The 25,121-nt window shown below is 69.3% G+C and carries 23 protein-coding genes; 13 read left to right on the forward strand and 10 right to left on the reverse strand.

Annotated features, from left to right (window positions below; all coding sequences use genetic code 11):
- Window positions 1-13: 13 nt before the first annotated feature.
- Entirely contained in the window at window positions 14-1,435 is a 1,422-nt protein-coding gene (locus OG917_RS13315) for a peptidoglycan recognition protein family protein (RefSeq protein WP_328317797.1), read from the reverse strand.
- A gap of 148 nt (window positions 1,436-1,583) precedes the next feature.
- On the opposite strand from OG917_RS13315, the gene OG917_RS13320 reads away from it, so the two are divergent.
- The 4 genes from OG917_RS13320 to OG917_RS13335 all read left to right on the forward strand — a co-directional run bounded on the left by OG917_RS13320 (window position 1,584) and on the right by OG917_RS13335 (window position 7,420).
- Window positions 1,584-2,339 carry a TIGR03089 family protein gene (locus tag OG917_RS13320; RefSeq protein ID WP_328317798.1) on the forward strand — a complete coding sequence of 252 codons (756 nt, stop codon included), beginning with the start codon at window positions 1,584-1,586 and terminating at the stop codon, window positions 2,337-2,339.
- Between the two features lie 147 nt (window positions 2,340-2,486).
- The gene (locus OG917_RS13325) at window positions 2,487-3,713 is read left to right on the forward strand and encodes an LCP family protein (RefSeq protein ID WP_328317799.1); all 1,227 of its coding nucleotides are present in this window, start codon (window positions 2,487-2,489) and stop codon (window positions 3,711-3,713) included.
- A gap of 220 nt (window positions 3,714-3,933) precedes the next feature.
- Window positions 3,934-5,709, forward strand: coding sequence for an LCP family protein (locus tag OG917_RS13330; RefSeq protein WP_328317800.1), 1,776 nt, complete (start codon window positions 3,934-3,936; stop codon window positions 5,707-5,709).
- Between the two features lie 49 nt (window positions 5,710-5,758).
- Window positions 5,759-7,420: an LCP family protein gene (locus tag OG917_RS13335; protein ID WP_328317801.1), complete on the forward strand. Its 1,662-nt coding sequence runs from the start codon at window positions 5,759-5,761 to the stop codon at window positions 7,418-7,420.
- 85 nt (window positions 7,421-7,505) lie between these two features.
- On the opposite strand, the gene OG917_RS13340 is transcribed toward OG917_RS13335, so the two are convergent.
- Window positions 7,506-8,519: a glycosyltransferase family 2 protein gene (locus OG917_RS13340; RefSeq protein WP_328317802.1), complete on the reverse strand. Its 1,014-nt coding sequence runs from the start codon at window positions 8,517-8,519 to the stop codon at window positions 7,506-7,508.
- A 193-nt stretch (window positions 8,520-8,712) separates the two neighbouring features.
- Between OG917_RS13340 and OG917_RS13345 the strand changes: the two genes are divergently transcribed.
- Window positions 8,713-10,074 carry an LCP family protein gene (locus tag OG917_RS13345; RefSeq protein WP_328317803.1) on the forward strand — a complete coding sequence of 454 codons (1,362 nt, stop codon included), beginning with the start codon at window positions 8,713-8,715 and terminating at the stop codon, window positions 10,072-10,074.
- Between the two features lie 69 nt (window positions 10,075-10,143).
- On the opposite strand, the gene OG917_RS13350 is transcribed toward OG917_RS13345, so the two are convergent.
- On the reverse strand, window positions 10,144-10,668 hold the full coding sequence (locus OG917_RS13350) for an acyl-CoA thioesterase (RefSeq protein WP_328317804.1): 525 nt from the start codon (window positions 10,666-10,668) through the stop codon (window positions 10,144-10,146).
- Between the two features lie 118 nt (window positions 10,669-10,786).
- Between OG917_RS13350 and OG917_RS13355 the strand changes: the two genes are divergently transcribed.
- The gene (locus tag OG917_RS13355) at window positions 10,787-12,049 is read left to right on the forward strand and encodes an LCP family protein (protein ID WP_328317805.1); all 1,263 of its coding nucleotides are present in this window, start codon (window positions 10,787-10,789) and stop codon (window positions 12,047-12,049) included.
- A gap of 58 nt (window positions 12,050-12,107) precedes the next feature.
- Here the strand turns inward: OG917_RS13355 and OG917_RS13360 are convergent, their stop codons facing one another.
- Together OG917_RS13360 and OG917_RS13365 are read right to left on the reverse strand one after the other, a co-directional pair.
- On the reverse strand, window positions 12,108-12,698 hold the full coding sequence (locus OG917_RS13360) for a GrpB family protein (RefSeq protein ID WP_328317806.1): 591 nt from the start codon (window positions 12,696-12,698) through the stop codon (window positions 12,108-12,110).
- 26 nt (window positions 12,699-12,724) lie between these two features.
- Window positions 12,725-13,759 carry a DUF5954 family protein gene (locus OG917_RS13365; protein ID WP_328317807.1) on the reverse strand — a complete coding sequence of 345 codons (1,035 nt, stop codon included), beginning with the start codon at window positions 13,757-13,759 and terminating at the stop codon, window positions 12,725-12,727.
- Between the two features lie 512 nt (window positions 13,760-14,271).
- Here OG917_RS13365 and OG917_RS13370 point away from each other — a divergent pair.
- The 5 genes from OG917_RS13370 to OG917_RS13390 all read left to right on the forward strand — a co-directional run bounded on the left by OG917_RS13370 (window position 14,272) and on the right by OG917_RS13390 (window position 17,417).
- Entirely contained in the window at window positions 14,272-14,502 is a 231-nt protein-coding gene (locus tag OG917_RS13370) for a hypothetical protein (RefSeq protein ID WP_328317808.1), read from the forward strand.
- The gene (locus OG917_RS13375; RefSeq protein ID WP_328317809.1) at window positions 14,483-15,010 is read left to right on the forward strand and encodes a DUF6879 family protein; all 528 of its coding nucleotides are present in this window, start codon (window positions 14,483-14,485) and stop codon (window positions 15,008-15,010) included. Before OG917_RS13370 ends, OG917_RS13375 begins: the two co-directional genes overlap by 20 nt.
- A gap of 18 nt (window positions 15,011-15,028) precedes the next feature.
- The gene (locus OG917_RS13380; protein WP_328317810.1) at window positions 15,029-15,868 is read left to right on the forward strand and encodes a DUF5753 domain-containing protein; all 840 of its coding nucleotides are present in this window, start codon (window positions 15,029-15,031) and stop codon (window positions 15,866-15,868) included.
- A gap of 331 nt (window positions 15,869-16,199) precedes the next feature.
- Window positions 16,200-16,682: a hypothetical protein gene (locus OG917_RS13385; RefSeq protein ID WP_328317811.1), complete on the forward strand. Its 483-nt coding sequence runs from the start codon at window positions 16,200-16,202 to the stop codon at window positions 16,680-16,682.
- 72 nt (window positions 16,683-16,754) lie between these two features.
- On the forward strand, window positions 16,755-17,417 hold the full coding sequence (locus OG917_RS13390) for a class I SAM-dependent methyltransferase (protein WP_328317812.1): 663 nt from the start codon (window positions 16,755-16,757) through the stop codon (window positions 17,415-17,417).
- Between the two features lie 64 nt (window positions 17,418-17,481).
- Here OG917_RS13390 and OG917_RS13395 read toward each other — a convergent pair whose 3' ends face one another.
- The gene (locus OG917_RS13395; protein WP_328317813.1) at window positions 17,482-18,429 is read right to left on the reverse strand and encodes a hypothetical protein; all 948 of its coding nucleotides are present in this window, start codon (window positions 18,427-18,429) and stop codon (window positions 17,482-17,484) included.
- Window positions 18,430-18,854: 425 nt separating this feature from the next.
- The gene (locus tag OG917_RS13400) at window positions 18,855-20,012 is read right to left on the reverse strand and encodes an acyl-CoA dehydrogenase family protein (protein ID WP_328317814.1); all 1,158 of its coding nucleotides are present in this window, start codon (window positions 20,010-20,012) and stop codon (window positions 18,855-18,857) included.
- A 165-nt stretch (window positions 20,013-20,177) separates the two neighbouring features.
- On the opposite strand from OG917_RS13400, the gene OG917_RS13405 reads away from it, so the two are divergent.
- Window positions 20,178-21,521, forward strand: coding sequence for a UDP-glucose dehydrogenase family protein (locus tag OG917_RS13405; RefSeq protein ID WP_328317815.1), 1,344 nt, complete (start codon window positions 20,178-20,180; stop codon window positions 21,519-21,521).
- Between the two features lie 97 nt (window positions 21,522-21,618).
- Here the strand turns inward: OG917_RS13405 and OG917_RS13410 are convergent, their stop codons facing one another.
- From OG917_RS13410 to OG917_RS13420, 3 genes are read right to left on the reverse strand one after another with little or no spacing between them, the layout of a single operon-like run.
- Window positions 21,619-22,806 carry a dipeptidase gene (locus OG917_RS13410; protein WP_328317816.1) on the reverse strand — a complete coding sequence of 396 codons (1,188 nt, stop codon included), beginning with the start codon at window positions 22,804-22,806 and terminating at the stop codon, window positions 21,619-21,621.
- Between the two features lie 8 nt (window positions 22,807-22,814).
- Window positions 22,815-23,366, reverse strand: a complete 552-nt coding sequence (gene purE, locus OG917_RS13415) for a 5-(carboxyamino)imidazole ribonucleotide mutase (protein WP_328317817.1) — start codon at window positions 23,364-23,366, stop codon at window positions 22,815-22,817.
- Complete coding sequence (locus tag OG917_RS13420) at window positions 23,363-24,514, reverse strand: 5-(carboxyamino)imidazole ribonucleotide synthase (RefSeq protein WP_328317818.1); 1,152 nt, start codon at window positions 24,512-24,514, stop codon at window positions 23,363-23,365. The genes purE and OG917_RS13420 overlap by 4 nt, the downstream gene beginning before the upstream one ends.
- Window positions 24,515-24,643: 129 nt before the next feature.
- Here OG917_RS13420 and OG917_RS13425 point away from each other — a divergent pair, with 129 nt between their 5' ends.
- The gene (locus OG917_RS13425) at window positions 24,644-25,120 is read left to right on the forward strand and encodes a GtrA family protein (protein ID WP_328317819.1); all 477 of its coding nucleotides are present in this window, start codon (window positions 24,644-24,646) and stop codon (window positions 25,118-25,120) included.
- Window position 25,121: the final 1 nt, after the last annotated feature.

Genomic DNA, 25,121 nt, shown 5'->3' on the forward strand with positions numbered 1-25,121 from the left:
AGCTCTCGGGTACTCAGCGCCCCTGGTAGTGGGCGGCTTCGCTGCGGATCGTGCCGAGCTTGGCATAGAGGCGTGCTCCCGGGCACTCGGTGCTGAATCCGTCCCGGTGCCCCGAGATCACGTTCAGCTTCGCCTCTGTGCCCTTCGGGTAGCGGTTGCCGCCCTCCGACACCAGGGTGGTCTTCCCGGCCGGGTCGGCGCCGGTGAGGCCGAGCTTCCACGCCGTGAAGCGGGAGAGCGCGGTGATGACGGCGGCGGGCGGGTCGGCCGAGCCGAAGCTGCCCAGTACGGCGACGCCGGTGCTGTCGGCGTTGAACCCGAGGGTGTGGGCGCCCTGGACGGCCTTGGTCACCCCGCCCGCGCGGCCCTCGTAGAGGGTGCCGCACTTGTCGATGAGGAAGTTGTAGCCGATGTCACGCCAGCCGAGGCTCTTCACGTGGTAGCGGTAGATGCCCCGCAGGAGCGAGGGCGCCTGCGCGCACGTGTAGTTGTTGCCGGTCGCGGTGTGGTGGACGAAGGCGGCCTTGACGGAGTCCGTGTACAGGAAGGCGGACTCGCGGACGCTCTCGTCGGCGCCCCAGCCCTTGCGGGTGACGATGCGCGGCCGGGGCGCGATGTAGGGGCCCGCCTCGTCCCCCGTGGTCCGCTCCAGGTCGGCGGCGGTGGCCTCCTTGCTGAGGGCGGGCAGTTCGCTGGGGTCGGACTCGTCGTCGGACTCGGGACCCGCGGTGCTCGGGGCGTGACCGGCGGGGTCCGCGGCATGGTGGCCGGCAGCGGTGGGATCCGCGGCCGTGGGGTCGGCGGCGGTGGGGTCGGCAGCGGTGGGGTCCGTCGCTGTCGGGTCGGCGGCCGTCGGGTCCGTCGCCGTCGGGTCCGTCGGCTTGGGGTCCGGCTTGGGGTCGGGGCCCGGGTCCACGAGGTCGAGCCGCAGCCCCTCCGGAAGCGGCGCGACCGCTGCGCGGCTGGAACCCGCGGGGGCCTTGGCGCGGACCCGGACCTGGACGCCGTCCGAGTTGCCCACCCAGAGCGGGGCGGTGGCCCCGCGTACGGCGGTGGATGCGGCCTCCGCGGTGCCGGGGTCGGGCGCGTGGTCGTCGTTGTGGGTCTCGACCGCCCGCCAGCCGGTCCAGGACGTGGACCCCACAGGGCGGGTCCGCACCTCGACGGTGCCGTCGAGGTGGCGGTTCTTGTCCTTCCAGACCACGCCGACCAGCGAGAACGGCTTGACCGTACGCCGGGACACCTCGGCCGCCGCCGAGGTGTCGGTGGACCGGTCGGTGGTGGGGCGGAGCGTCAGCGACTGGGTGGAGCCGGGGAACGGCGTGGCCGCGGAACCGGTGGGGGGCGTCGCCGCCCCGGCCGGTGCGGCGATCGGGAGGGCGAGCGCGGCGGCACATGCCACGGCGATCGAGGCGGAGAGCACGGAGGAAGTCATAGGAGCACGCATAGCTACGATTTGGACATATGCGCTGGTCTCCGGCATCCCGGAGCTGACGCGGCATCGGCCCGCCGGCGCAGCCGCCCGGCCGGCGGCTCACGGCGACGACCGTCCGTGACGCGGCCCCGCGACGTACGCTTCGCGCATGACTGCCAGCGACCACACCCCCGCCGACCTGCTGCGATCCGCACTCGCCCTGGAACCGGCACGCCCTCTGGTCACGTTCTACGACGACGCGACCGGTGAACGCGTCGAACTTTCCGTGGCGACCTTCGCCAATTGGGTGGCCAAGACGGCGAATCTGCTCCAGGGCGAGCTGTCGGCGGAGCCCGGCGACCGGCTCGCGCTGCTCCTTCCGGCGCACTGGCAGAGCGCGGTGTGGCTGGTCGCCTGCTCGTCGGTGGGCGTGATCGCGGAGATCGGCGGCGACCCCGCCCGTGCGGACCTGGTGGTCAGCGGCCCCGACACCCTGGACGCGGCGCGCGCCTGCGGCGGGGAGCGGGTGGCTCTGGCACTGCGCCCGCTCGGCGGCCGGTTCCCGCAGCCGCCGGCGGGCTTCGCCGACTACGCGGTCGAGGTCCCCGGCCAGGGTGACCGCTTCGTGCCGTACGCGCCGGTCGGCCCAGACGCACCCGCGCTCTCCGTCGGCGGGACCGAGCTGACCGGCGCGCAGGTGGTGGAGCAGGCCATGCGCGACGCGGCGGGCGTCGGACTCGCCCCGGGCGCGCGGCTGCTGTCGGGGCGTCCGTACGACAGCTGGGAGGGGCTCTCGGCCGGGCTGTACGCCCCGCTCGCGGCGGGCGCGTCGGTCGTGCTCTGCCGCAATCTCGACCAGCTGGGCGCCGGCGGCCTGGAGAAGCGTGTCGAGAGCGAGCGGGTCACCCACTCCGTCGCGCAGTGACGGACACCCGTCTGGCCCACCGCAGGACGAGCCCCCGGGAACAGTCGCGGTCTCCGGTACATGATCAGGAGAGAGCACAACCAAGCGCGCGGTTCAGTCGTCTATCCGTTCGATCGGCGGCCCAGCGCGTCGCCGACTCCGTGAAGGATGGACGCAGACGTGACGGACAGTGCTGGCACGCCCGACGACGAGCCGCAGACGGACGCCCAGGACACGGACCCGTCGAACCCCGTCCCGCCGCCACCCCCGCACAAACGGCACTGGGTGCGCTGGACAGCGCTCGGCGTCTCGCTCGTCGTGCTCGCCGCCGCGGGTGTCGGCTGGTGGTTCTACAACAAGCTCGACCACAACATCAGGACGGACAACACGGCCACCGCCGAGCTGCGGACATACGAGAAGGAGCGCCCCGCCCCCGTCGCGGCCGGCGCGGAGAACATCCTGCTCATCGGGTCGGACTCGCGCTCCGGCGACAACAAGAAGTACGGCAGGGACGAGGGCTCGCAGCGTTCCGACACCACGATCCTGCTGCATCTCGCCGCGGACAAGAAGAGCGCGACGGCGGTCTCCCTGCCGCGTGACCTGATGTCGCACGTGCCGAGCTGCATCAAGGCCGACAAGTCCCGTACGAAGAAACAGTTCGTGCAGTTCAACTGGGCGTTCGAGTACGGCGGCACCGCCTGCACCGTCCGGACCGTGGAGAACATGACCGGCGTCCGGGTCGACCACTACATGGTGGTCGACTTCGAGGGCTTCAAGGGCATGGTCGACGCGGTCGACGGTGTGCAGGTCTGCCTCAAGAAGCCGGTGAACGACAAGGATGCCCATCTCAAGCTGCGTGCGGGCCGGCAGACCCTCAACGGGGAGCAGGCGCTCGGATACGTGCGCGTCCGGCACTCCATCGGCAACGGCAGCGACACCGAACGCATGCGGCGCCAGCAGGAGTTCCTGGGGTCGCTGGTGAAGAAGGTGCAGAGCAACGGTGTGCTGCTGAACCCGACCCGGCTCTACCCGGTGCTGGACGCGGCCACCAAGTCGCTGACCACGGATCCCGGCCTGGACACCCTCAAGGACCTGTACGACCTGACGAGGCGGATGCGCGACATCCCCACCGCCAAGATCCAGTTCCTGACGGTGCCCCGCGAGCCGTACGTCAACAACCGCAACCGCGACCAGCTCGTGCAGCCGGACGCGGACAGGCTCTTCAAGCGGCTGCGGGACGACGCCCCGGTCAATGTGACCAAGGGCAGCACCGGGAACCCCGCCGGGGCCCCGGGAGCGCGGAGCGCCGGAGGCACCGGCGGGAAGGGCAAGCCGTCGCCTTCTCCGCAGTCCACTTTCCCCGGGACGAATGCGGCTTCTGCGGCCTGCGGGTAAAACAATTCTCAAACCCGGATCCGCAGGGCATGTGGATTGGGTGGTATGCCCAGTTGTAAGCGGCATCAAATGTGTCCCGCACGTCGCTGGACATTGATCCGGGCAGATAGTGTGACGCGATCCGGTGCGTCCGGCCACGTGGTCGCGCACTGCAGGACGAAAGACCGAGCGCCCGGGGGGAGGGCGCCTCGCGTGGCACCGACGGAGGACACAGGCAACCGTGGACGCGCATAGCCGTGGTCGGGACGATATCGACCCCGCAGACCAGTGGGTGCTCAACCCGGAAACCGGCAATTACGAATTGCGACTGAACCCCTCCGGAACGCAGTCGGGGAGCAGATCGGGGTCGGATCCCGACGCAGCCTCCGGCCGCACTCAGCGCATGGATTCCCTGCCCGCGCAGTCCTCCCGCCGGCGCTCACAGCCGCAGGTACCGCAGCAGTCACCGCGCCGCGACGTGCCCGGCCAGCGCAGCCGCCGGGCGCCGGGCAGCGCTCCGGAGGGCCTGCGCGGCGGTGCACCGCAGACGGCGCCGGGCCGTCGCAAGCGCAAGCAGCAGAAGTCGCGCAGGAAGAAGGCGCTGCTGTGGACAGGCGGCGTGACCGCCTTCGTCCTCGTCGCCGGCTCCACCGGGGCGTACCTGCTGTACCAGCACTTCAACGGCAACATCAACAAGATCGATGTGGTCGGCGGCACCTCGGGCTCGACCAAGGACCGGGCCGTCAACATCCTGTTGATCGGCACGGACAAGCGCACGGGCAAGGGCAACGAGGGCTACGGCGACAAGGGGAGTGTCGGCCACGCCGACACCAACATCCTCTTCCATGTCTCCAAGGACCGGACGAACGCGACCGCGCTCTCCATCCCCCGCGACCTGATCACCGACATCCCGGACTGCCAGATCAAGCAGCCCGACGGGTCGACGAAGACCATCCCGGGCACACCGCAGGTGCGCTTCAACACCAGCCTGGGCCAGGACTCCCGCGACCCCGGCTGCACCATGAAGACGGTCAAGGCCATAACGGGCCTGACGGTCGATCACTTCATGATGGCCGACTTCAACGCCATCAAGACGCTCAGCACCGCGGTGGGCGGCGTCGACGTCTGTGTGGCCCACCCCGTCGACGACAAGGAGTCGCACCTCAAGCTCCCGGCGGGGAAGTCCACGGTCGAGGGCGAACAGGCGCTGGCCTTCGTCAGGACCCGGCACAGCTTCGGCAACCAGGGCGACCTGGACCGTATCCAGGTGCAGCAGCAGTTCCTCGCCTCCCTGATACGCAAGATGACATCGGGCGACACGCTGACCAGCCCCACCAAGCTCTACAGCCTGGCGAACTCGGCGACGAAGGCGCTCACCGTCGACAGCGGCATCGGCAGCATCGACCATCTGAAGAGCCTCGCGATGGACCTCAAGTCGGTGAACCCGAAGAACGTCACCTTCACGACGCTGCCGGTCCTCGACAACCCCGCGGAGAAGGTCCACGCCACCGTCGTCGTGAACCACGCGCAGGCGGACCCGCTGTTCTCGATGATGCGCGGCGACGTCTCGCTCACCGAGGTCAAGAAGAAGAAGAGTGAGGCCGCGAGCAAGCAGGCGGCACTCCTCAAGGGGAAGCAGGCCAACGCATCGGACGTCCGCGTCAAGGTGCTCAACGGCGGGGCCACACCGGGGTCGGCGCAGACCACGCTGACCTGGCTGCAGAACACCGAGGGCGTACTGAAGTCGGAGAACGGCGGCAACTACAAGCCCGATCTGGCCAAGACGACCCTCACCTACGCACCGAACCAGGCGGACCAGGCGCGCAAGCTCGCCGACATCATGGGCCTGCCCGCCGCGGCGCTCAAGCCGGGCACCAAGGACTCCGTCGGGCTCACCCCGATGACTCTCGTCCTCGGTGCGGACTTCAAGGCCGCCGGCACGCCGATCACAGCTCCGGCAAAGGCGCCGGCCGACATCCAGAAGGTCGAAGCCGACAAGACCGTGTGCGCCAAGTGACGCCAGGTCACCGGGGCATACGACATACCTGAGTAGCAGGGGGGACCTGGTGGGACAGAGCAGCACGCGAGGGGAGGGGACTCGGCCTCGCGTTCCGGGCGCGCGCCAACACGGCTGGGACGACAGCCTGTACGAGGAGGGGGCCGCCCGACCGGCCCCCGCCGGCCCATCGGGCGGCGGCGGGAACCACAGACAGCAGACGCCCCGGCGCCGGGCCAGACGCGGGAAACGCCGAATACTCCGCTGGGTGGCGGGGTCCGTGGCGCTGCTGATCATCGGCACCGCGGGCGCGGGATATCTCTACTACCGCCACCTGAACGGCAATCTGCAGAAGAGCGCCCTCAACCTCGGCGACCACCGGGCCCCGAAGCCGACGGCCAACGCGGCGGGCCAGACCCCGCTGAACATCCTGCTCATCGGCTCGGACGCGCGGGACTCCAAGGAGAACCAGAAGCTCGGCGGCGCCAAGGACACCTTCGGCTCCCCTCCCCTGGCGGATGTGCAGATGCTGCTGCACGTGTCGGCCGACCGCAGCAACATGTCGGTCGTCAGCCTGCCGCGTGACACCGTGCTGAAGATCCCCAAGTGCACGGACGAGAAGGGCAAGACCTATCCGGCGACCGGCTGGACGCTGGCCAACGAGTCGCTCGGCCGCGGCGGCGCCGGCTGCACCGTCGCCACCTGGGAATCCCTCACCGGCATCCACATCGACCACTTCATGAGGATCGATTTCTCCGGTGTGGTCTCCATGGCCGACGCGATCGGCGGGGTGCCGGTCTGTGTGGACGCCAACGTGTACTCGCACACCCGCGACGGCCACGGCTCGGGGCTCAAGCTCAAGAAGGGCACCACCTCGGTCAAGGGGCAGCAGGCGCTCCAGTGGCTGCGTACGCGGTACGGGTTCTGGCCGGACACCGACGTCGTGCGGACCAAGGCCCAGCACGAGTACATGAATTCCATGGTCCGCCAGCTGCGCAAGGGCACCAAGCTCACCGACCCCGGCAAGCTCATGGACCTCGCCGAGGCGGCCACCAACGCGCTCAAGGTCGACAGCGGGATCCGCGACATCAAGAAGCTGTACGACCTCGCCGGGGAGCTCCAGAAGGTCCCCACGTCGCGGATCACCATGACGACCATGCCGAATGTGAACTCCGTACGGCCCGGGTTCGGGGAGAAGGTCGATCCGAAGCCGGGTGACGCGGACAAGCTGTTCGCCATGGTCAGGAACGACACCCCGCTGGACGGCAAGGGCGCGAAGAAGAAGCCCGCCGAGAAGGTCTCCGACGACCCGGCGGCGCCCAAGGCCGACATCGGCGTCACCGTGCGGAACGGCACGGGCGGCGATGGCGGGCTGCCGTCGAAGGGCCGGGCCGGCGAGGTCGCCGCGCTGCTGACCGGGCAGGGCTTCGCACACGCCATGGCCGATCAGACGCTGGACCCGCAGAAGACGACCGAGGTGCTCTTCCCCAGCGCCGATCTGGAGGGCGACGCGCAGGCGGTGGCGAAGGCCCTGGGCGTGCCGTTGAAGGCGGCGAAGAAGTCCACCCGGGTCACCGGGGTCACGGTGGTCGTCGGGAGCGACTGGCGTACGGGGACGCTCTACCCCAAGTCCACGGCGGACGACGGGAAGACACCGGACTCGGCCAACGCACTGCACGGGGACGACGAGTCGGCGTGCATGAACGTCGACAAGGCGTACACCTGGACGTAGCCGGGTCCCGCCCGGCCGGGGCGCACACGGGAAAGGGCCGGACCGGACCGCCTCACGGCGGCCGGGCCCGGCCCTTTCCCGAATCTCAGACGACGGCGCGGACCGCCGGACGGCGGCTGGCGATGACCTTGCGGGCCAGCGCGCGGGGGCTGGTCAGGAAGCCGAAGCCCCAGCACATGTGCATGGTGGCCAGGGCCACCGGGATCTGCACCCGCGCTTTCGCCGACAGCCCCTTGCCGGCCGGCAGCGAGCCCGCCACGATGGCCGCGGCATAGGCGGCAGGCACCAGGAAGGCCCACGGGGTGACGGCCGCGCCGACCACGATGCCCGCCGCGATCGCGCAGACCGCGGTCGGCGGGGCGAGGTAGCGCAGGTTGATCGAGCCCTCGTGGTAGCGGGCGACGACGTGGCGCCAGCGGCCGTAGTCCTTGTACTGCTTGGCGAGCGCCCGGACCGAGGGGCGCGGGCGGTACTGGACGCGCAGCTCGGGCGAGAACCAGATGAGGCCGCCGGCCTCGCGGATCCGGAAGTTCAGCTCCCAGTCCTGGGCCCGGATGAACTCCTCGTTGTAGCCGCCCTGCTGTTCCAGCGCCTCGCGCCGGAAGACACCCAGGTAGACGGTCTCGGCGGAGGCGGCCTTGCCACCGGTGTGGAACGCCGCGTTGCCGACGCCGATCCTGGAGGTCATCGCGGCGGCGACCGCGTCCTCCCAGGCGTTCTCGCCCTCGGCGTGCATGATCCCGCCCACGTTCATCGCGCCGGTCTCCTCAAGGAGGCGGACCGCGGTGGCGATGTAGTTGGGCGAGAGCATGCCGTGGCCGTCGACCCGCACCACGACGGGGTGGCTGGACGCCTTGATGGCGGCGTTGAGCGCGGCGGGCGTACGGCCGGTGGGGTTGGCGACGGTGTGGACGCGGGGGTCCTCCCGTACCAGCTCGGCGGCGATCTCCTCGGTGCGGTCCGACGACGGGCCGATGGCGATCACCACCTCCATCTCGCCGTCGTACTCCTGCTCCAGGATGTGGCGGACCGAGTTGCGCAGATGCCGCTCCTCATTGAGGACCGGCATGATCACAGAAACAGCGGGCGTGGCGTTCATAGGGAGGTCACGTTACCGCGAACGGGGGACACCGGGCGCGGCGCCCGGGTGGCCTACCCGGGATGTTGATCACAGCGGCCTACCGTGGCCGCTTCCCTTGCCCGTCCTCCGCGGAGGTGTCCCAGTTTCCCCCGTGTCCCCGCCCCGCCGCAGAAGGCCTCCGCCGCGTCGTGCGCGCCGTCCCCGCTGGGGCATGCGCATCACGACCGCCCTGTCCGTCCTGGTACTGGGCGCCGGTGGAATCGGTCATGCCCTCATCGGCGAGCTGGACGGCATCGGCCGTATCGATCCCTTCAAGGACATGAAGAACCGCCCCGCACCCGGCCGCGGTATGAACGTGCTCCTCGTCGGCACCGACGGCCGGGACAAGATCACACCTGCGGAGAAGAAGAAGTACCACCTGGGCGGGGCCCCCTGTCACTGCACCGACACGATCATGCTCGTCCATGTCTCGTCGGACCACTCACGGGTGAGCGTCGTGAGCCTGCCGCGTGACAGTTACGCGATGGTGCCCGCGCACACCGACCCCGCCACCAGGCAGCGCTTCGGCGCCCACCCGGTCCGGCTGAACGCGGCGTACGCGCAGGGCGGCCCCCAGCTCACGGTGGAGACCGTGGAGAAGATGACCGGGGTGCAGGTCAACCACTATCTGGAGGTCGACTTCACGAGCTTCATGAAGACGGTGGACGTGCTCGGCGGCGTCGACATCTGCACCGTCCGCCCGCTGAAGGACTCGTACACGGGGCTCGACCTCCCCGTGGGCACCAGCAAGCTCGACGGGGGCCGGGCGCTCCAGTACGTGCGTTCGCGGCACCTCGACGCGGCGTCGGACCTGGGCCGGATGCAGCGCCAGCAGCGCTTCATGGCCTCGCTCATCGCCAAGGCGACCAGCAGCGGCGTCCTGCTGAACCCCGTCAAGTTCCGCGATGTCGCGTCCACGGTCTTCGACTCGGTCCGCGCGGACAAGGGCTTCGGCCCGGACGAGATGCTCTCCCTCGGGCAGGCCATGCGGGGCTTCGAGCCGGCGTCGTCGGAGTTCACCTCCGTGCCCATCGGGACGATGAACTACCGGGTCAGGGGTATCGGCTCGACCGTGAAATGGGACACGGCGAAAGCGGGGAAGCTCTTCAGGGAGATCCGCGAGGACGTGCCGATCGCCGCGCACAGGGCTGCTGCGCCGAAGGGCCGGAAGGTCGATGTGCCCCCCGGCCGGATCAGGGTGCAGGTGGCCAACGCCACATCGACCACGGGTCTGGCCGCCCGCGCGGACAAGAGCCTCCGCGCCACGGGCTTCCTCTCCTCGGTCGCGGTGACGGCCCCGGGCGCCGCGGACGCCGCGCACACGGTCATCGAGTACGACCCCCGGTGGGACCGTTCGGTGCGTTCGCTGGCAGCGGCGCTCCCCCACGCCCGGCTCCGCCCGGTGGCGGGGATCGGCCCCACGCTGAAGCTGACGCTCGGTACGGACTTCACCACGGTGACGCCGGTGCGGGCGGACGAGCCGGATCCGGGCAGGTTCGCGGCGGTCACGGGCGACCAGGTGGTCTGCAAGTAGGGACCGGGCCCGCGCTGCCGCCCCGGTCCACGCTGCCGGTCCCGCCGCTCGTTCGTCGATGCCGTCGGCTCAGTCGTCGATGCCGTCGGCGATCCGCTGCTCCCTGAGCTCCTTGATCGCGCGGCGCCTGGCCAGCCGGTGGGTGCGGCGGATCTGGGCCTCCTGGTAACGCCGCTTGTCGCGCTCGCTGCCGGGGACCACCGGGGGCACGGCCCGGGGCTTGCCGTCGGCGTCGACCGCGGCGAAGACGAGGTAGGCGCTGCCGACCTGCTGGGCCGGTGACGACTCGTTCCACCGCTCGGCAAGGACCCGCACGCCGACCTCCATCGACGACCGGCCCGTCCAGTTGACCTGGGCCTTCACATGGACCAGGTCCCCGACGCGTACCGGTTCGAGGAAGACCATCTCGTCCATCGACGCGGTGACCGCGGGCCCGCCGGAGTGCCGCCCGGCCACGGCGCCCGCCGCGTCGTCCACCAGTTTCATGATCACGCCACCGTGCACGGTACCGAGGAGGTTGGTGTCGTTGCCCGTCATGATGTGACTCAGGGTGGTTCGTGAGGCCGAGGTGGGCTTGCCCGGAAGATCAGTCATACGTGCCAGCTTAGGCGCGGCCTCCGCCACGGCACTTTGCATCAGCTCTGCAACAGCACTGACCCGATTCCACACCCGCCCTGTAATACATACGCACCGTGGCGGCACACTGGTCCACATGGACGACAGGGACCGTTACGGACGCGGCAGTGAGAACGCGCAGCCCGAGAGCGCTCGGGTCATGCGGCACGTGCAGCGTTCGACTCCACCTGCCCAGCGGCAGTACGGCGGACAGCAGCAGGGCCAGGGGTACGACGAGGGCTACGACGCCCCGTACGACAGTGGCTACAACACGGGCCAGGTCTACGGGCAGGGCGGACCCAGCGGGCCCGGGAGCCGCCAGGGCCAGGGGGGCGGCCAGGGCACCGGCGGCCCGCGCCCCACGACGCGTCCCGGCACCCCGCCGAACTGGCGCCGGCGCATCAAGATCGGCGCGCTGGTCCTGGTCGTCGCGATCCTCGGCGTCTCCATCGGCACGTACTTCTGGGCCGACGGGAAGCTGCGGCGCGAGGTCGACCTGGCCAAGGTCATCGACCGTCCCGGCACCGGCAAGGGCACGAACTACCTGATCGTCGGCTCGGACAGCCGCGACGGCATGTCAGCGGCCGACAAGAAGAAGCTGCACACCGGCTCCGCCGAGGGCAAGCGCACCGACTCCATGATCATCCTGCACGTCGGTGACCACGGGAACACCATGGTCTCGCTCCCCCGCGACTCGAACGTCACGATCCCCTCGTACAAGGGCTCCGACTCCGGCAAGCTGTACCCGAACACCGGCCGTCAGACGAAGCTGAACGCCGCGTACGCGGAGGACGGCCCGGAGCTGCTGGTGCGCACGATCGAGTACAACACCGGTCTGCACATCGACCACTACGCGGAGATCGGCTTCGACGGCTTCGCGAGCATCGTGGACGCGGTCGGCGGTGTGCAGCTGGACATCCCGCAGGCGTTCAAGGACAAGGACTCCGGCGCCGACTTCCCGGCGGGGAAGCAGACCCTCAACGGCAGCCAGGCCCTGGCCTTCGTCCGTACCCGGCACGCCTTCGCGGCCAGCGACCTCCAGCGCACGAAGAACCAGCAGAAGTTCCTGTCGGCCCTGGCCTCCCAGACGGCCACCCCGTCCACCGTCCTGAACCCCTTCAAGCTCTACCCGGTGATGGGCTCGGGCCTGGACACGGTGATCGTGGACAAGGACATGAGCCTGTGGAACCTGGCGTCCATGTTCTGGGCCATGAAGGGCGTGTCCGGCGGTGACGGCAAGCAGATGAACATGCCGATCTCCGGCTCCACCGGCGGCAACCTGGTCTGGGACAAGACCAAGATGAAGCAGCTGGTGCAGGAGCTCAAGGACGACGACACCGTGACGGTCTCGGGCAACTGACCCCGCGCGTCCCGCGAAGGGCCCCCGGAGCCGGGCTCCGGGGGTCCTTCGCGTGCTCCTACGGGCGCCAGCCGGTCTCCGCCGCCCACGGCTCGGCGACCGTGACCACCAGGTCGACCACCGGGTCCTTCACATCGGCGTACGTCCCGACGTCCGGGACCGCCCCGGCCAGCGTCCGCTTGAACGCGGCGTAGGCGGGCACCGCGCCGGGATGCGCCCGGAACCAGTCACGGAACAGCAGCGCCAGCCGCTCGTTGGGCGAACCGGCCACCCTTGCGTGGAGGTTGACGGCCTCACCCGCACCGTCCTCCGGCCGCAGCCACCACATCCGCTTGCCCCAGCGGGCGGGATCGTCGCCGGAGCCGGCCGGTACGTGGTCGCGTTCGTACGGCGAGCGCCGGAACCCCAGCTCCGCCAGCGGCCCCTCGAACAACGCCGCCGCGGCGGCCAGGTCGCCGACGCTCACCTGGAGGTCGAAGACCGGCTTGGCCGCCATACCGGGAATCGCGGTTGAGCCGATGTGCTCGATCCGCAGCGCGGCTGGGCCGAGCGCGCCGGAGAGACCACCGGCGATGACCCGGCCGCGCGCCTGCCAGCCGGGATCCGCCGGAAGCACGACCGGGCGGGCGGACGAGGTGTCATGGACCATTCGGCCGAGTCTACGGATCAGCCCGCTCACCGGTCCGGGTGCGGGCCGCCGTGGGTCAGGTTGCCCCACTCGTCCATCGCGGGGCGGATCCTGACGGGCCCCTGGATGTCCGTGTCCGACCGTCGCGGGGTCTCGGGTCCGTCGGGGCCGATGCGCATCATGCGCTCCACCCGGACGATCTGGAAGCAGCGCCCCCGCACCCGGAGTTCATCGGGTCTGCGCTGCCGGGCGAACCGCTCGGCGGCCCGTGCGTACACCCCGGCGTCCCCTTCGCCGGTCCCGCCGGAGACCGGCAGCAACTCGGTCAGGTACCGGACCAGGGACCGCCGCGCCTCCTGCGGTGTGCCGTGCTGTTCGCCCACCATCGACCAGGCGTCGCCCTTGTGCTCCATGACCCGGAATGCGGCCGGCAGCAGCACGAGGCCGGGGTGGGTCGTCACCGCGCGCCGGGAGTCCGCCAGGACATCGGGCGGGAAGCGCCGTGAGGTGTACGCCAGCGATTGCAGGCCGGCCCGGTCCAGGCCCTCGGTCAGCCCGACCGCGGCCCCGTGGTCGATCACGAAACCGTCGGCGCGCGACGCCGGGCGGACCTGCGGCCCGTCCCATCCGCCGGTGTCGACATCGGTGGGCCTGGGCGGCTCCAAGCGGCCCCCGCCGATCCTGGCGAACTCGTCGGCGCGCACGATGCGGTAGCACGTGCCCCAGGCGGACACGGCGTTCACCGGTTCGGTCTCCAGAGTGGCCACCGCTGCGAGCAGTTCGCGCCGTTCCAGGTGGTTGTCGGTCCCGTCCTTCGCCTTGAGCCAGAGGAACGAGTTCAGCTCGTCCCGGGCGTCCTGCGGGTACCCGGTGTCCATCCCGCCGAGCAGCCCCCACCGGGGGCGCTCACCGCGCCGCTGCGCGGCGAAGCCGAAGAGCGGCCCCCGCACCACGATCTCGCCGTACGCGCGCGCCGAGGCCACCGCGTCGAGCTCGGTGACCTCGGAGACCGGGTCGTCCCGGCGCTGCACGTTGATGAAGAACCCCTCCGGCGACGGGGCCTGCTGTTTCTGATCCTCCATGGCGCCAGTGTGCGGAGGGGAACGACGACCGGGCGGGGGAAATGCGGAAAACGGCCCCCTTGGGCAGGTGCTGCCGTATACCTGTACGTTTCCCGGCCGAGCCCGCCCTGCCATGCCCGCCCTGCCGCGCCTGCGGACAGCGCGGAGGGAGCCCCGCCGGCACACGGCCGGGGCTCCCTCTTGTTGGATCCCGTGTCGGACGGACCGGTGGCGGTTACGGCAGGTTGCGTGCCATCACGATCCGCTGCACCTGGTTCGTACCCTCGTAGAGCTGGGTGCTTTACAGGCTTTAGCGCTTTGACCTGCACGAACACCTCCTTCCAGGAGGTCTCCCCCAGCATTTCCCCATGATCACGCGGGACCATCCGCTGGTCAGGATGCTGCGATGACGGGCGCGGGCCCCGTCGTGCTCGCGGACCCGACAGCCGCCCTCTTGACCTCATCAACCCAAAGGGTGAGGGTCATGTAACAGACTGCAACGCAGTGCAACGCACGTAGCAGGAGGGCGCACCATGGGTTACACCTTCATCGGCAAAGATCCCGAGTCCGACGTGAACGGGTGCCCGGCGGTTTGGGTGGATGACGACCGACGGCTACTCGTACAGGGGCGGCGAGCTGGGGGAGACGTTAAGGCTCGGACGGTGGCCGACTCGCCGCGAGCCGAGGATGAGACGCTGATCGTTCTGGAACCGAGGATGATCCCGCTTCTCAAGGAGGCTATCCGTGTCGCAGAGTCTGGCTGAGTTCGCCAAGCTGCTCAGGCAGTGTGAGCACTCAGCAGTCCACCTTGAGACCCGCGACGCGTATGCCGTCCCCGGGGAACACCCCGCCTTCGACGCCTGGCTAGCAGGGGAGCGCAAGGACTGGGACGACCGTTCGTCGTGGTGGCGCGATGACTGGCACGGCCTCATCCAGAACATCACCGCCCGAGGTGTGACGGTGCGCCGCGCGAGGGTGGTGGGTGAGCCAGCCTCGGATTACATCAAGTGGGAGCACAACGTCACGTATGGCAACGTCGCTTGCGGGGAGGACGTCCGGTGGCTGCCGCGTCGGCAGGCATCCGACCTGCTGTTGCCCGGGAACGACTTCTGGCTCTTCGACGGCAAGCTAGTCCAGTTCAACGTCTTTGACGGTGACGGCCGTTGGATGCACACGGACTTCACAGAAGACGCGGGCGTAGCGGCACGGTGTGCTGACATGTTCGAGGCGGTTTGGGAGCGAGCTGTCCCGCACAACAAGTACAACGTCTAACAGAACAGCGGCCAGTCCATGACCTCACCTCTGTCGACGGCTGAAGAGGCCCATAAGGCAGTTGCCGACCGGCTTACTCGCATGATGGAAGACGCCGATCTATCGGGGACCCGGCTGGCCGCTCTGTGCGGCTGGGACCGTTCCAAGACTCACCGGATCACGCACCGGAAGACGATCCCCAAGCCTGCCGACATCCGCGCATGGTGCACGGCATGCGGAAGGCCCGAAGAAGCTGAAGCACTGATAGAGACCACGCGCACGGCCAAGACCCTGTACGTCCAGTGGACCCAGTACCTGAAGGGCGGCCTCAGCAAGGCCCAACGCAGCGGCATCTACCAGGAGACGCGTTCCTTCCGGGTATATAGCTGCGGGGTCCTCCCCGGGATGCTCCAGACGGAGGCGTACGCGCGGGGCATTCTCCGTAAGATCCGTCGCTTCAGGAGTCTTCCCGACGACGTTGAGGACGCCGTACAGGCGCGTCTGGAGCGCTCGGCCGCCACTCTGCGGGGCAATCAAGTGTCCGTCCTCATCGAAGAATCGGCCCTGTACATGCCGATGACCGCCCCTCCGCAGCATGCGCAACAACTGGAACACTTCATGTCCGTCATCGGGCGCCCCAACTTGGCTTTCGGAATCATCCCCCACATGTCACGCCGCCCGGTATGGCCCATCGAATCCTTCTACGCATTCGATGATCGCGAAGTTCAGGTGGAAACCCTGACCGCCATGGTCCGGGTGACGAATCGAGCCGAGATCGACGTGTACCTGAGCGCGTTCGCTCAGATGGCACGAGCCGCTGTGTACGGCTCGCATGCCAAAGCCTTGATCAGGAAGGCCCTCGACGCTACCGAGGAATGAAGACTTACAACACCATGCAACATCCGCCCTGCCTGGCTGCCCCTCTTCCTACCGTTCTTGGCACAGCCAGTTGACAGCCGGAGGCAAGCATGGCGATGACCATCGCGGTCTATCGAGTGACGAGGGACGGCATCACAGAGCGGGTTCCAAAACATGAGGTGGCACCCGCTTCAGAGCCTTCCGCGTCGAACCGCTTCCCGCTGTGTCGCTGCCCCGTTCACGCGGACAACCCATGCGCTCCCGAGAGCGAGCGCCGCATCCGGGACAGCGTCTGAACACAACTGGCCGGCCCGCACGCTCCACGCAACCCTTCTCCCTGGAGGCACGCACAATGAGCACAGCCGTTCAGACCCGCACCCGTGAGCCACAGATCATCCTCAACGCACTGGCCTATCGAGTGCCCCACCTGATCACCGACACCGAACCGACGCTGTGGGATCGAGAAATCGCTCTCCTGCTTCGCGACAACAGCGTCATGACCCGTAACACCGCCGAACGGCTGCTGGGCCAGGCCATCGCCTACACGATCACCGCCATGGAGCGGAAGGGCGTGGACATGGGCGTCGGCTACACGGTGGACGTGGCCGTTCACGCCCTGATCCTGGACACTCCGCTGTACTTCGCCCTGTGCGACGAATACAACAGCGGCCAGTACAAGCACCACGCTCCCCTGATCCAGCGGCGCTGCGACGGCACCGTGACGCGGACGGCCGACATCCTGCGGGACAACGGATTCGCCGTAGACGATGAGCTGTGGGACATGGACGCGGCGGAGTGCTCGCCGTGCGACAACAAGGTGCCCGACAGCCACTAGCCGCGTCCTGTACGGGGTGCCCCGCCCTCCCCAGGGCGGGGCACCGAACCAACGTGGAACTGAGGACGACAGTTGCCCGCTCAGCACAACATCGACTCTGAACGCGAACTCTGGGACACCTTCGCCGAGAACACAAAGGACAAGGCCCTGGAGGCTGAACCGGTGCTCTGCTGGACGCAGTACGCCGGACACGGCCCAGGGCCTGAACTCCTGGGTTCACCAAGAACGGCACTGGAAATCGGCTGCGGTACCGGGCGAGCATTGGCGTTCCTCCTGAACCAGGGAGTCAAGGTCACGGGCTTGGACCTGTCTCCGGTCGCCGTCAAGCACCTGACCGAACGCTGGGGGCCTACGGGGGCGGAGTTCATTTGTACGGAAGTGCTTGAGCACCTCGCGACGAGCACGGAGACGTACGACGCCATCTACTCAATCTTCGGCGCGGTTTGGTTCACCGACCCGGTGAAGCTCTTCCCGCTGATCGCCAAGCGGCTCAACCCTGGTGGCACGTTGGTCTTCTCCCAACCTCCGGCCATCCCAGGGGCCTACGGCCCCCAGGGCATGTACAAAGGCGGCTTCGCGGGCAAGGCCATGTTCACCTACCGGTACAGCTACACACCCCGCAAGTGGTCCGCGCTTCTCGCCAAGAGTGGCTTCCAGGACATCGACGCAACCGTCCTGGACGCTCCCACCGAGGGACACATCGGAACCCTGATCGTATGCAGCGTAAAACGCTGATCTCCTGGACATGCGAACACCCCCGCAGGAACTGGCGGGGGTGTTCTTCGGTCTGTTCGAGCGTTCAGAGCAACACGCGGAAGGGGTTGGCAGCGAGCGGTTCCGAGCGCTTCGATTCGGGGGCGTGCGCGGGTGCTGAACGGTAGGAGTCCAGCTGTACGACCGTGGACCGGTTCTGCTCACGCTCCGGAGCGGCCGGCATCGTCTCCGGAGCCGTCTGCGGCTGCTCTGCGTGAACGGGAGTGTCACCGCGGAGCGCGAAAAGAGTCCTCGGCCGACCGGCCTTTCCTTCCCGTTCCACGGTGACGACTATTTCGGGCAGTTCCTTGACCTCAGCGGCCGACGCCCCCACGTATGGGAGCACCTGCGAGGAGGTGGCCCGGCCACCGTGCAGTTCAATCCGGGCACGGACCTTGTCGGCGAGGCTGAGCGCCTGCCGCTTCATCTTCGGTGCGGTCGCTCCCTTGGTGATCCGGACAGCGTCCTGGACAGACCGGCGAACCAGCGTGAAGGCGGCTGACCGCATTCCGTCCGTGATGGTCTCGGAGCATTCGGAGGCGGCCAGGCAGGCCGCGACCCTGAGCGTCTGCTCTGCGGTCCGTTCAATGAACACGGCCTGTCCCTCGGGCAGGGTCTCCCCCAGGATGCGCGCGTACCGCCGCACGATCCGCCACAGTGGCCGGGCGTCCTCGGCGAGCGTGATCACACGCGGGCGGGCGGTCGCCCACGCGTAGGCGTCAGACAGCTCCCGACCGTCGACCTTCGGCAGGCTCACGCGATCGTCGTCGAGCATCGGAACCGACCCGAGCAGGAACGGCAGGATGCGGTTGTACGAGCCACCCGCCGCCTCTGACTCACCCACGTACTTGGACCAGTCGGAGGGCGTGACGTGGCAGTGCAGCACCATGGCCGGGTCGCGTACTTCCTTCGTCGTGCTCCGGAGCGTGGCGCCGTCCCACGCGGCCCGGAGTCTGGTCGTGAACGACGCATCCAGCTTGACCCTGCGGAGCACTTCCGACCACTCCTCTTCGACCACCAACGCCGTACGTCCCGGCCATGTTCCGTCTCCGCCGTGGCCTCCTGCTGGCCCCACAAGTGATTGACCATGCTCGCTCCGGACGTAATCCCGGACGTGGTGTGCGTGGCCAGGAAGCGGCCCAGGGACACGTCCAGGACATGAAGCGCGGTCCGGAGCGCGGGGGACGACCCCACCGAAGGACAGGCGGAAGTCGCCTGCGGGAGCCCATGCGAACGACCCCCGGCAGAGAGCCGGGGGTCGTTGTGTTTATGCAGGTGAGGGGCGGTTTCCCGCCCAGCGCCAGCCCAGGATTTCCCCAGCATGACGCCCATGATCGGCCCGAAACGGTCCCGAACGGACAGGAAGCCGATCACGGCCCGCGAGCCATCGAAAACGGCCGCTGACCTGCGAAAACCCAGTTACGGCAGGTTCCTCGCCATCACGATGCGCTGAACCTGATTCGTGCCTTCATAAATCTGAGTGATCTTCGCGTCGCGCATCATGCGCTCCACCGGGTAGTCGCGCGTGTAGCCGTACCCGCCGAGGAGCTGGACGGCGTCCGTCGTGACCTCCATCGCGACGTCAGACGCGAAGCACTTCGCTGCCGCGCCGAAGAACGTCAGGTCGCCGTCGAGGCGCTCCGACTTCGCGGCGGCCGAGTAGGTGAGCTGGCGGGCCGCTTCGAGCTTCATCGCCATGTCCGCGAGCATGAACTGGATGCCCTGGAAGTCGCCGATCGGCTTGCCGAACTGCTTGCGCTCCTGGACGTAGCCCTTGGCGTAGTCGAGGGCGCCCTGCGCGATGCCGATGGCCTGGGCGGCGATCGTGATGCGCGTGTGGTCCAGGGTCTTCATCGCCGTGGCGAAGCCCGTGCCCTCCTCGCCGATCATGCGGTCGGCGGGGATCCGGACGTTGTCGAGGTAGACCTCGCGGGTCGGGGAGCCCTTGATGCCGAGCTTCTTCTCCGGAGCGCCGAAGGAGACGCCCTCGTCCGACTTCTCGACCACGAAGGCGCTGATGCCCTTGGAGCGCTTGGTGGGGTCGGTCACGGCCATGACCGTGTAGAACTCGGAGACGCCCGCGTTGGTGATCCAGCGCTTCACACCGTTGAGCACCCAGAAGTCGCCGTCGCGCACGGCCCTGGTCTTCATGCCCGCCGCGTCCGAACCGGCGTCGGGCTCGCTCAGGCAGTACGAGAACATGCCCTCGCCCCTGGCCAGCCGGCTCATGTACTTCTTCTTGAGCTCCTCGGAGCCCGAGAGGATCACCGGGAGCGAGCCCAGCTTGTTCACGGCCGGGATCAGGGAGGAGGACGCGCAGACGCGGGCCACCTCCTCGATGACGATGACCATGGCGAGCGCGTCGGCACCGGCGCCGCCGTACTCCTCGGGCACGTGGACGGCGTGCAGGTCGGCGGCGGTCAGCGCGTCCAGGGCCTCCTGCGGGAAGCGGGCCTCCTCGTCGACCGCGGCGGCGAAGGGTGCGATCTTCGCCTCGGCCAGGGCACGGACCGAGTCGCGGAGCATGTCGTGCTCTTCGGCCGGGCGGTACAGGTCGAAATCGGGCGAACCTGCCAAGGTCACTCACTCCCCAAGATGCTAACTACCGTTAAGTAACCCAATTTTAGGGGCTGCTCGCCCCCAGGGATACGTGAGGTTGGCGACAGGGGCAGAGCCGGGCACCGAACAGCCCGACTATGCTCGGGCGCGCACCCGATCCCGTATGCCCCCTGGAGCTTCCCGATGGCCCTGAAAATCACCGTGATCGGTACCGGCTATCTCGGTGCCACCCACGCCGCGGCCATGGCTGAGCTGGGATTCGATGTGCTCGGCCTCGACATCGTCCCCGAGAAGATCGAGATGCTCTCGCAAGGGCGCGTCCCCATGTACGAGCCCGGTCTTGAGGAGATCCTGCAGCGCCACGTCGCGGGGATCGAGGGAGCGACAGGACGGCTGCGCTTCACCACCTCGTGGGAGGAGGCGGGCGAGTTCGGCGACGTCCACTTCGTGTGCTGCAACACCCCGCAGAAGCACGGCGAATACGCCTGTGACATGTCGTACGTCGACAACGCCTTCCGCTGGCTCGCCCCGCACCTCAAGCGGGACGCGCTGGTCGTCGGGAAGTCGACCGTGCCGGTCGGCAGCGCGGCCCGGCTCGCCGGGGTGCTCCGCGAGCTGGCGCCCGCGGGGGAAGGCGTGGAGCTGGCGTGGAATCCCGAGTTCCTGCGCGAGGGCTTCGCCGTCAAGGACACCCTGCACCCCGACCGGATCGTCGTCGGTGTGGAGAGCGAGCGGGCCGAGAAGCTGCTGCGCGAGGTGTACGCCGGGCCGGTGAGCGAGGGGTCGCCGTTCGTGGTGACCGACTTCCCCACGGCCGAGCTGGTGAAGACCGCAGCGAACTCCTTCCTCGCCACGAAGATCTCCTTCATCAACGCGATGGCCGAGGTCTGCGAGGCAGCGGACGGCGACGTCGCCAAGCTGGCCGAGGCGCTCGGGCACGACGAACGCATCGGCAGCAAGTTCCTGCGGGCCGGGATCGGCTTCGGTGGCGGCTGCCTGCCCAAGGACATCAGGGCCTTCATGGCCCGCGCCGGCGAGCTCGGCGCCGACCAGGCGCTGACCTTCCTCCGCGAGGTCGACTCGATCAACATGCGGCGCCGCGGTCACATGGTGGAGCTGGCGCGGGAGGCCGTGGGCGGCAGCTCCTTCCTGGGCAAGCGCGTCGCGGTGCTCGGCGCGACCTTCAAGCCGGACTCCGACGACGTACGGGACTCCCCCGCGCTGAACGTCGCCGGCCAGATCCACCTCCAGGGCGGCCAGGTCACGGTCTACGACCCCAAGGGCATGGAGAACGCCCGGCGCCTCTTCCCGACGCTCGGCTACGCGGAGACCGCGCTGGACGCGGTGCGCGGGGCGGACGTCGTCCTGCACCTCACGGAGTGGCGCGAGTTCCGCGAGCTCGACCCGGCGGCGCTGGGGGCGGTGGCCTCCGAGCGGATACTGCTGGACGGCCGCAACGCCCTGGACGCGGTGGCCTGGCGGGAAGCCGGCTGGGTGTACCGGGCGATGGGGCGCCCGCGGGCCTGAGCTCCGGCCGCTGAGCCTGCCAGGGGCGGCCGGAGCCGGTGGGAGACGCCGCGGGGCCCGGCAGCCTTCCCGGCTGCCGGGCCCCGCGAGGGCCGTCTCAGCCGTCGAGCCCGGCCAGGGTCGCGTGGGACGGGCCGCGCTCGGACTGGAGCCCGCGGGCCACGTCCTCCGCGTCGCGCAGCACCCGTACCGCGTTGAGCCAGGTCAGCTTGGACAGGTCAGGCTTCGACCAGCCGCGCCCGATCAGCTCACCGATCAGATTCGGGTAGCCCGCCACGTCCTCCAGGCCCGCCGGGGTGAAGGCCGTGCCGTCGTAGTCACCACCGATGCCGATGTGGTCGACGCCTGCCACCTCGCGCATGTGGTCGAGATGGTCGGCGACCGTCGACGCGGTGGCCATCGGGCGCGGGTGCGCCTCCTCGAAGGCCCGCTGGACCTTCAGCCCCGCGGGCGTGGTGTTCAGGTGGTGCAGCCCGTGGGTGCGCATGTTCTCGTCCGCGCGCGCCGTCCAGGCGACCGCCTCGGGGAGGATGAACTTGGGGACGAAGGTGGCCATCGCGATGCCGCCGTTCGCCGGGAGCTGCGCGAGGACGTCGTCCGGGATGTTGCGCGGGTGGTCGCAGACCGCACGGGACGACGAGTGCGAGAAGATCACCGGCGCCACGGAGGTCCCCAGGGCGTCGCGCATCGTGGAGGCCGCCACGTGCGAGAGGTCGACGAGCATGCCGGTGCGGTTCATCTCCCGGACGACCTCGTGGCCGAAGGCGGTCAGCCCGTGGGCCTTCACGACGTCGGTGGCGGAGTCCGCCCAGGCGATGTTGTCGTTGTGCGTGAGCGTCATGTACCGCACGCCCAGCCGGTGCAGGGCGCGCAGGGTACCCAGTGAGTTGTTGATGGAGTGCCCGCCCTCGGCCCCCATCAGCGAGGCGATCCGGCCCTGCCCCCTGGCCTTCTCCATGTCGTCGGCGGTCAGTGCGCGGACCAGGTCGCCCGGGTAGCGGGTCAGCAGCTGGTCCACGGCGTCGATCTGCTCCAGCGTGGCGCTGACCGCGTCCTCGCCGGCCATGTCACTGCGGACGTAGACCGACCAGAACTGCGCGCCGACGCCGCCCTTGCGCAGCCGGTGCAGGTCGGTGTGGAGATGACCCGTCTGGTCACGGGCGATGTCCAGCGCGTCGAGGTCGTACCGGACGTTCTCGCGCAGCGCCCAGGGCAGGTCGTTGTGGCCGTCCACGACCGGGTACTCGGCGAGCAGGTCCAGCGCTTCGGTGAGGTGATTGCTCATGGGACCGCCTACTTTCCGAATCCGAAGGTCTCCGCGCCCGCCGCCCTGGCGCGCAGCCGGGTGCCCTTCTCCGTTGCCTCGTCGTTCAGCTTCTGCTGGAACTCCCGCATCCTGTCCTGCAGTTCCGGGTCGGAAGCGGCCAGGATGCGGACGGCGAGCAGGCCCGCGTTGCGTGCGCCGCCCACCGAGACGGTCGCCACGGGGACCCCGGCCGGCATCTGCACGATGGAGAGCAGCGAGTCCATGCCGTCCAGGTACTTCAGCGGCACCGGGACGCCGATGACCGGCAGCGGGCTGACCGAGGCCAGCATGCCCGGCAGATGGGCCGCGCCCCCGGCGCCCGCGATGATCGCCCGCAGCCCCCGGCCGTCCGCCTGCTCGCCGTACGCGATCATCTCGCGCGGCATCCGGTGGGCGGAGACGACGTCCACCTCGTACGCCACCCCGAACTCGTCCAGGGCCTTGGCCGCGGCCTCCATGACGGGCCAGTCGGAGTCCGATCCCATCACGATGCCGATCACGGGGCCGGCGGCGGCCGCAGAAGCTGACGGAGAGGTCATTCGGTGATCGTCCCTCGCAGGTATCCGGCGGCATGACGGGCGCGCTCCAGCGTCTCGTCGAGGTCGTCGCCGTAGGTGTTGACGTGGCCGACCTTGCGCCCCGGCTTCACGTCCTTGCCGTACATGTGGATCTTGAGCTGGGGGTCGCGGGCCATGCAGTGGAGATAGGCCTGGTACATGTCGGGGTAGTCGCCGCCCAGGACGTTGCACATGACCGTCCAGCGGGCGCGCGGTCGCGGGTCGCCCAGCGGCAGGTCCAGGACCGCCCGCACATGGTTGGCGAACTGCGAGGTGATCGCGCCGTCCTGGGTCCAGTGGCCGGAGTTGTGCGGGCGCATCGCCAGCTCGTTGACGAGGATGCCCGGCCTGCCGTCCGCCCCGCGGACCTCGAAGAGCTCGACCGCGAGGTGTCCGGTCACGTCCAGCTCGGCGGCGATCCGCAGCGCGAGCTGCTGGGCCTCGCCCGCGAGCTCCTCGCCGATGCCGGGCGCGGGGGCGATCACGGTGTCGCAGACCCCGTCGACCTGCCGGGACTCCACCACCGGGTAGGCGACGGCCTGGCCGTGCGGGGAGCGTACGACGTTCGCAGCCAGCTCCCGTACGAAGTCGACCTTCTCCTCGGCCAGCACCGGGACGCCCGCCTTGAAGGGGGCCTCGGCGTCCGCGAGGGAGCGTACGAACCAGACGCCCTTGCCGTCGTAGCCGCCCCGGACCGTCTTGAGGATGACGGGGAAGCCGCCCACCTCGTCGGCGAAGGCGACCGCGTCGGCCGGGTCGGCGACGATGCGGTGGCGGGGGCAGGGTGCGCCGATCGCGGTGAGTCTCTCGCGCATCACCCCCTTGTCCTGGGCGTGCACCAGCGCGTCCGGGCCCGGCCGGACGGGGATGCCCTCCGCCTGCAGGGCACGAAGATGCGCGGCGGGCACATGCTCGTGGTCGAAGGTGATCACGTCGCAGCCGCGCGCGAAGGCGCGCAGCGTGTCCAGGTCGCGGTAGTCGCCGATGACGACATCGCTGACCACCTGGGCAGCCGAGTCCTGCGGGGTGTCACTGAGCAGCTTGAATCTGAGGCCGAGGGGGATACCCGCCTCGTGGGTCATCCGGGCGAGCTGTCCGCCACCGACCATGCCGACTACGGGGAACGTCACGTACCCCAGGGTATCCGCAGGCCCAGGGGCCGCATGCCAGCACGTCACGGCCTTGACCGGACACCCGAACGGAGCACTGGCTAGCATGGTCGCGTTGACTCAACCGACCGAACGGGGCTACCGACCACCATGAGCGATTCCGGCGGGATGCGGACGCGCGTGCAGCGCCTCTGGCGCGAGGTGGCCAAATTCGGCGCGGTGGGTGCGCTGGGCCTGCTGGTCAACATGGTGGCGTTCAACCTGCTCCGCCACGCGACCTCGCTGCCGGTGGTGCGGGCCAGTCTGCTGGCGACCGTCATCGCGGTGGTCTTCAACTACGTCGGGCTGCGCTACTTCGCCTACCGGGACCGCGAGAAGAGCGGCAGGGGCCGGGAGATGGGGCTCTTCCTGCTGTTCAGCCTGGCCGGGGCGGTCATCGAGAACGGGATCCTCTACGCGGCGACGTACGGCGCCGACTGGAACTCCCCGCTGCAGAGCAACTTCTTCAAGTTCCTCGGTATCGCCGTCGCCACGCTCTTCCGCTTCTGGTCCTACCGCACCTGGGTGTTCCGGACGCTGCCGGAGCGGGCCCCGGCCCCCGAGCCGCTGGTCGCCCACCAGAAGTAGC

The sequence above is a fragment of the Streptomyces sp. NBC_00388 genome (assembly GCF_036061255.1).
Lineage (GTDB): Bacteria > Actinomycetota > Actinomycetes > Streptomycetales > Streptomycetaceae > Streptomyces.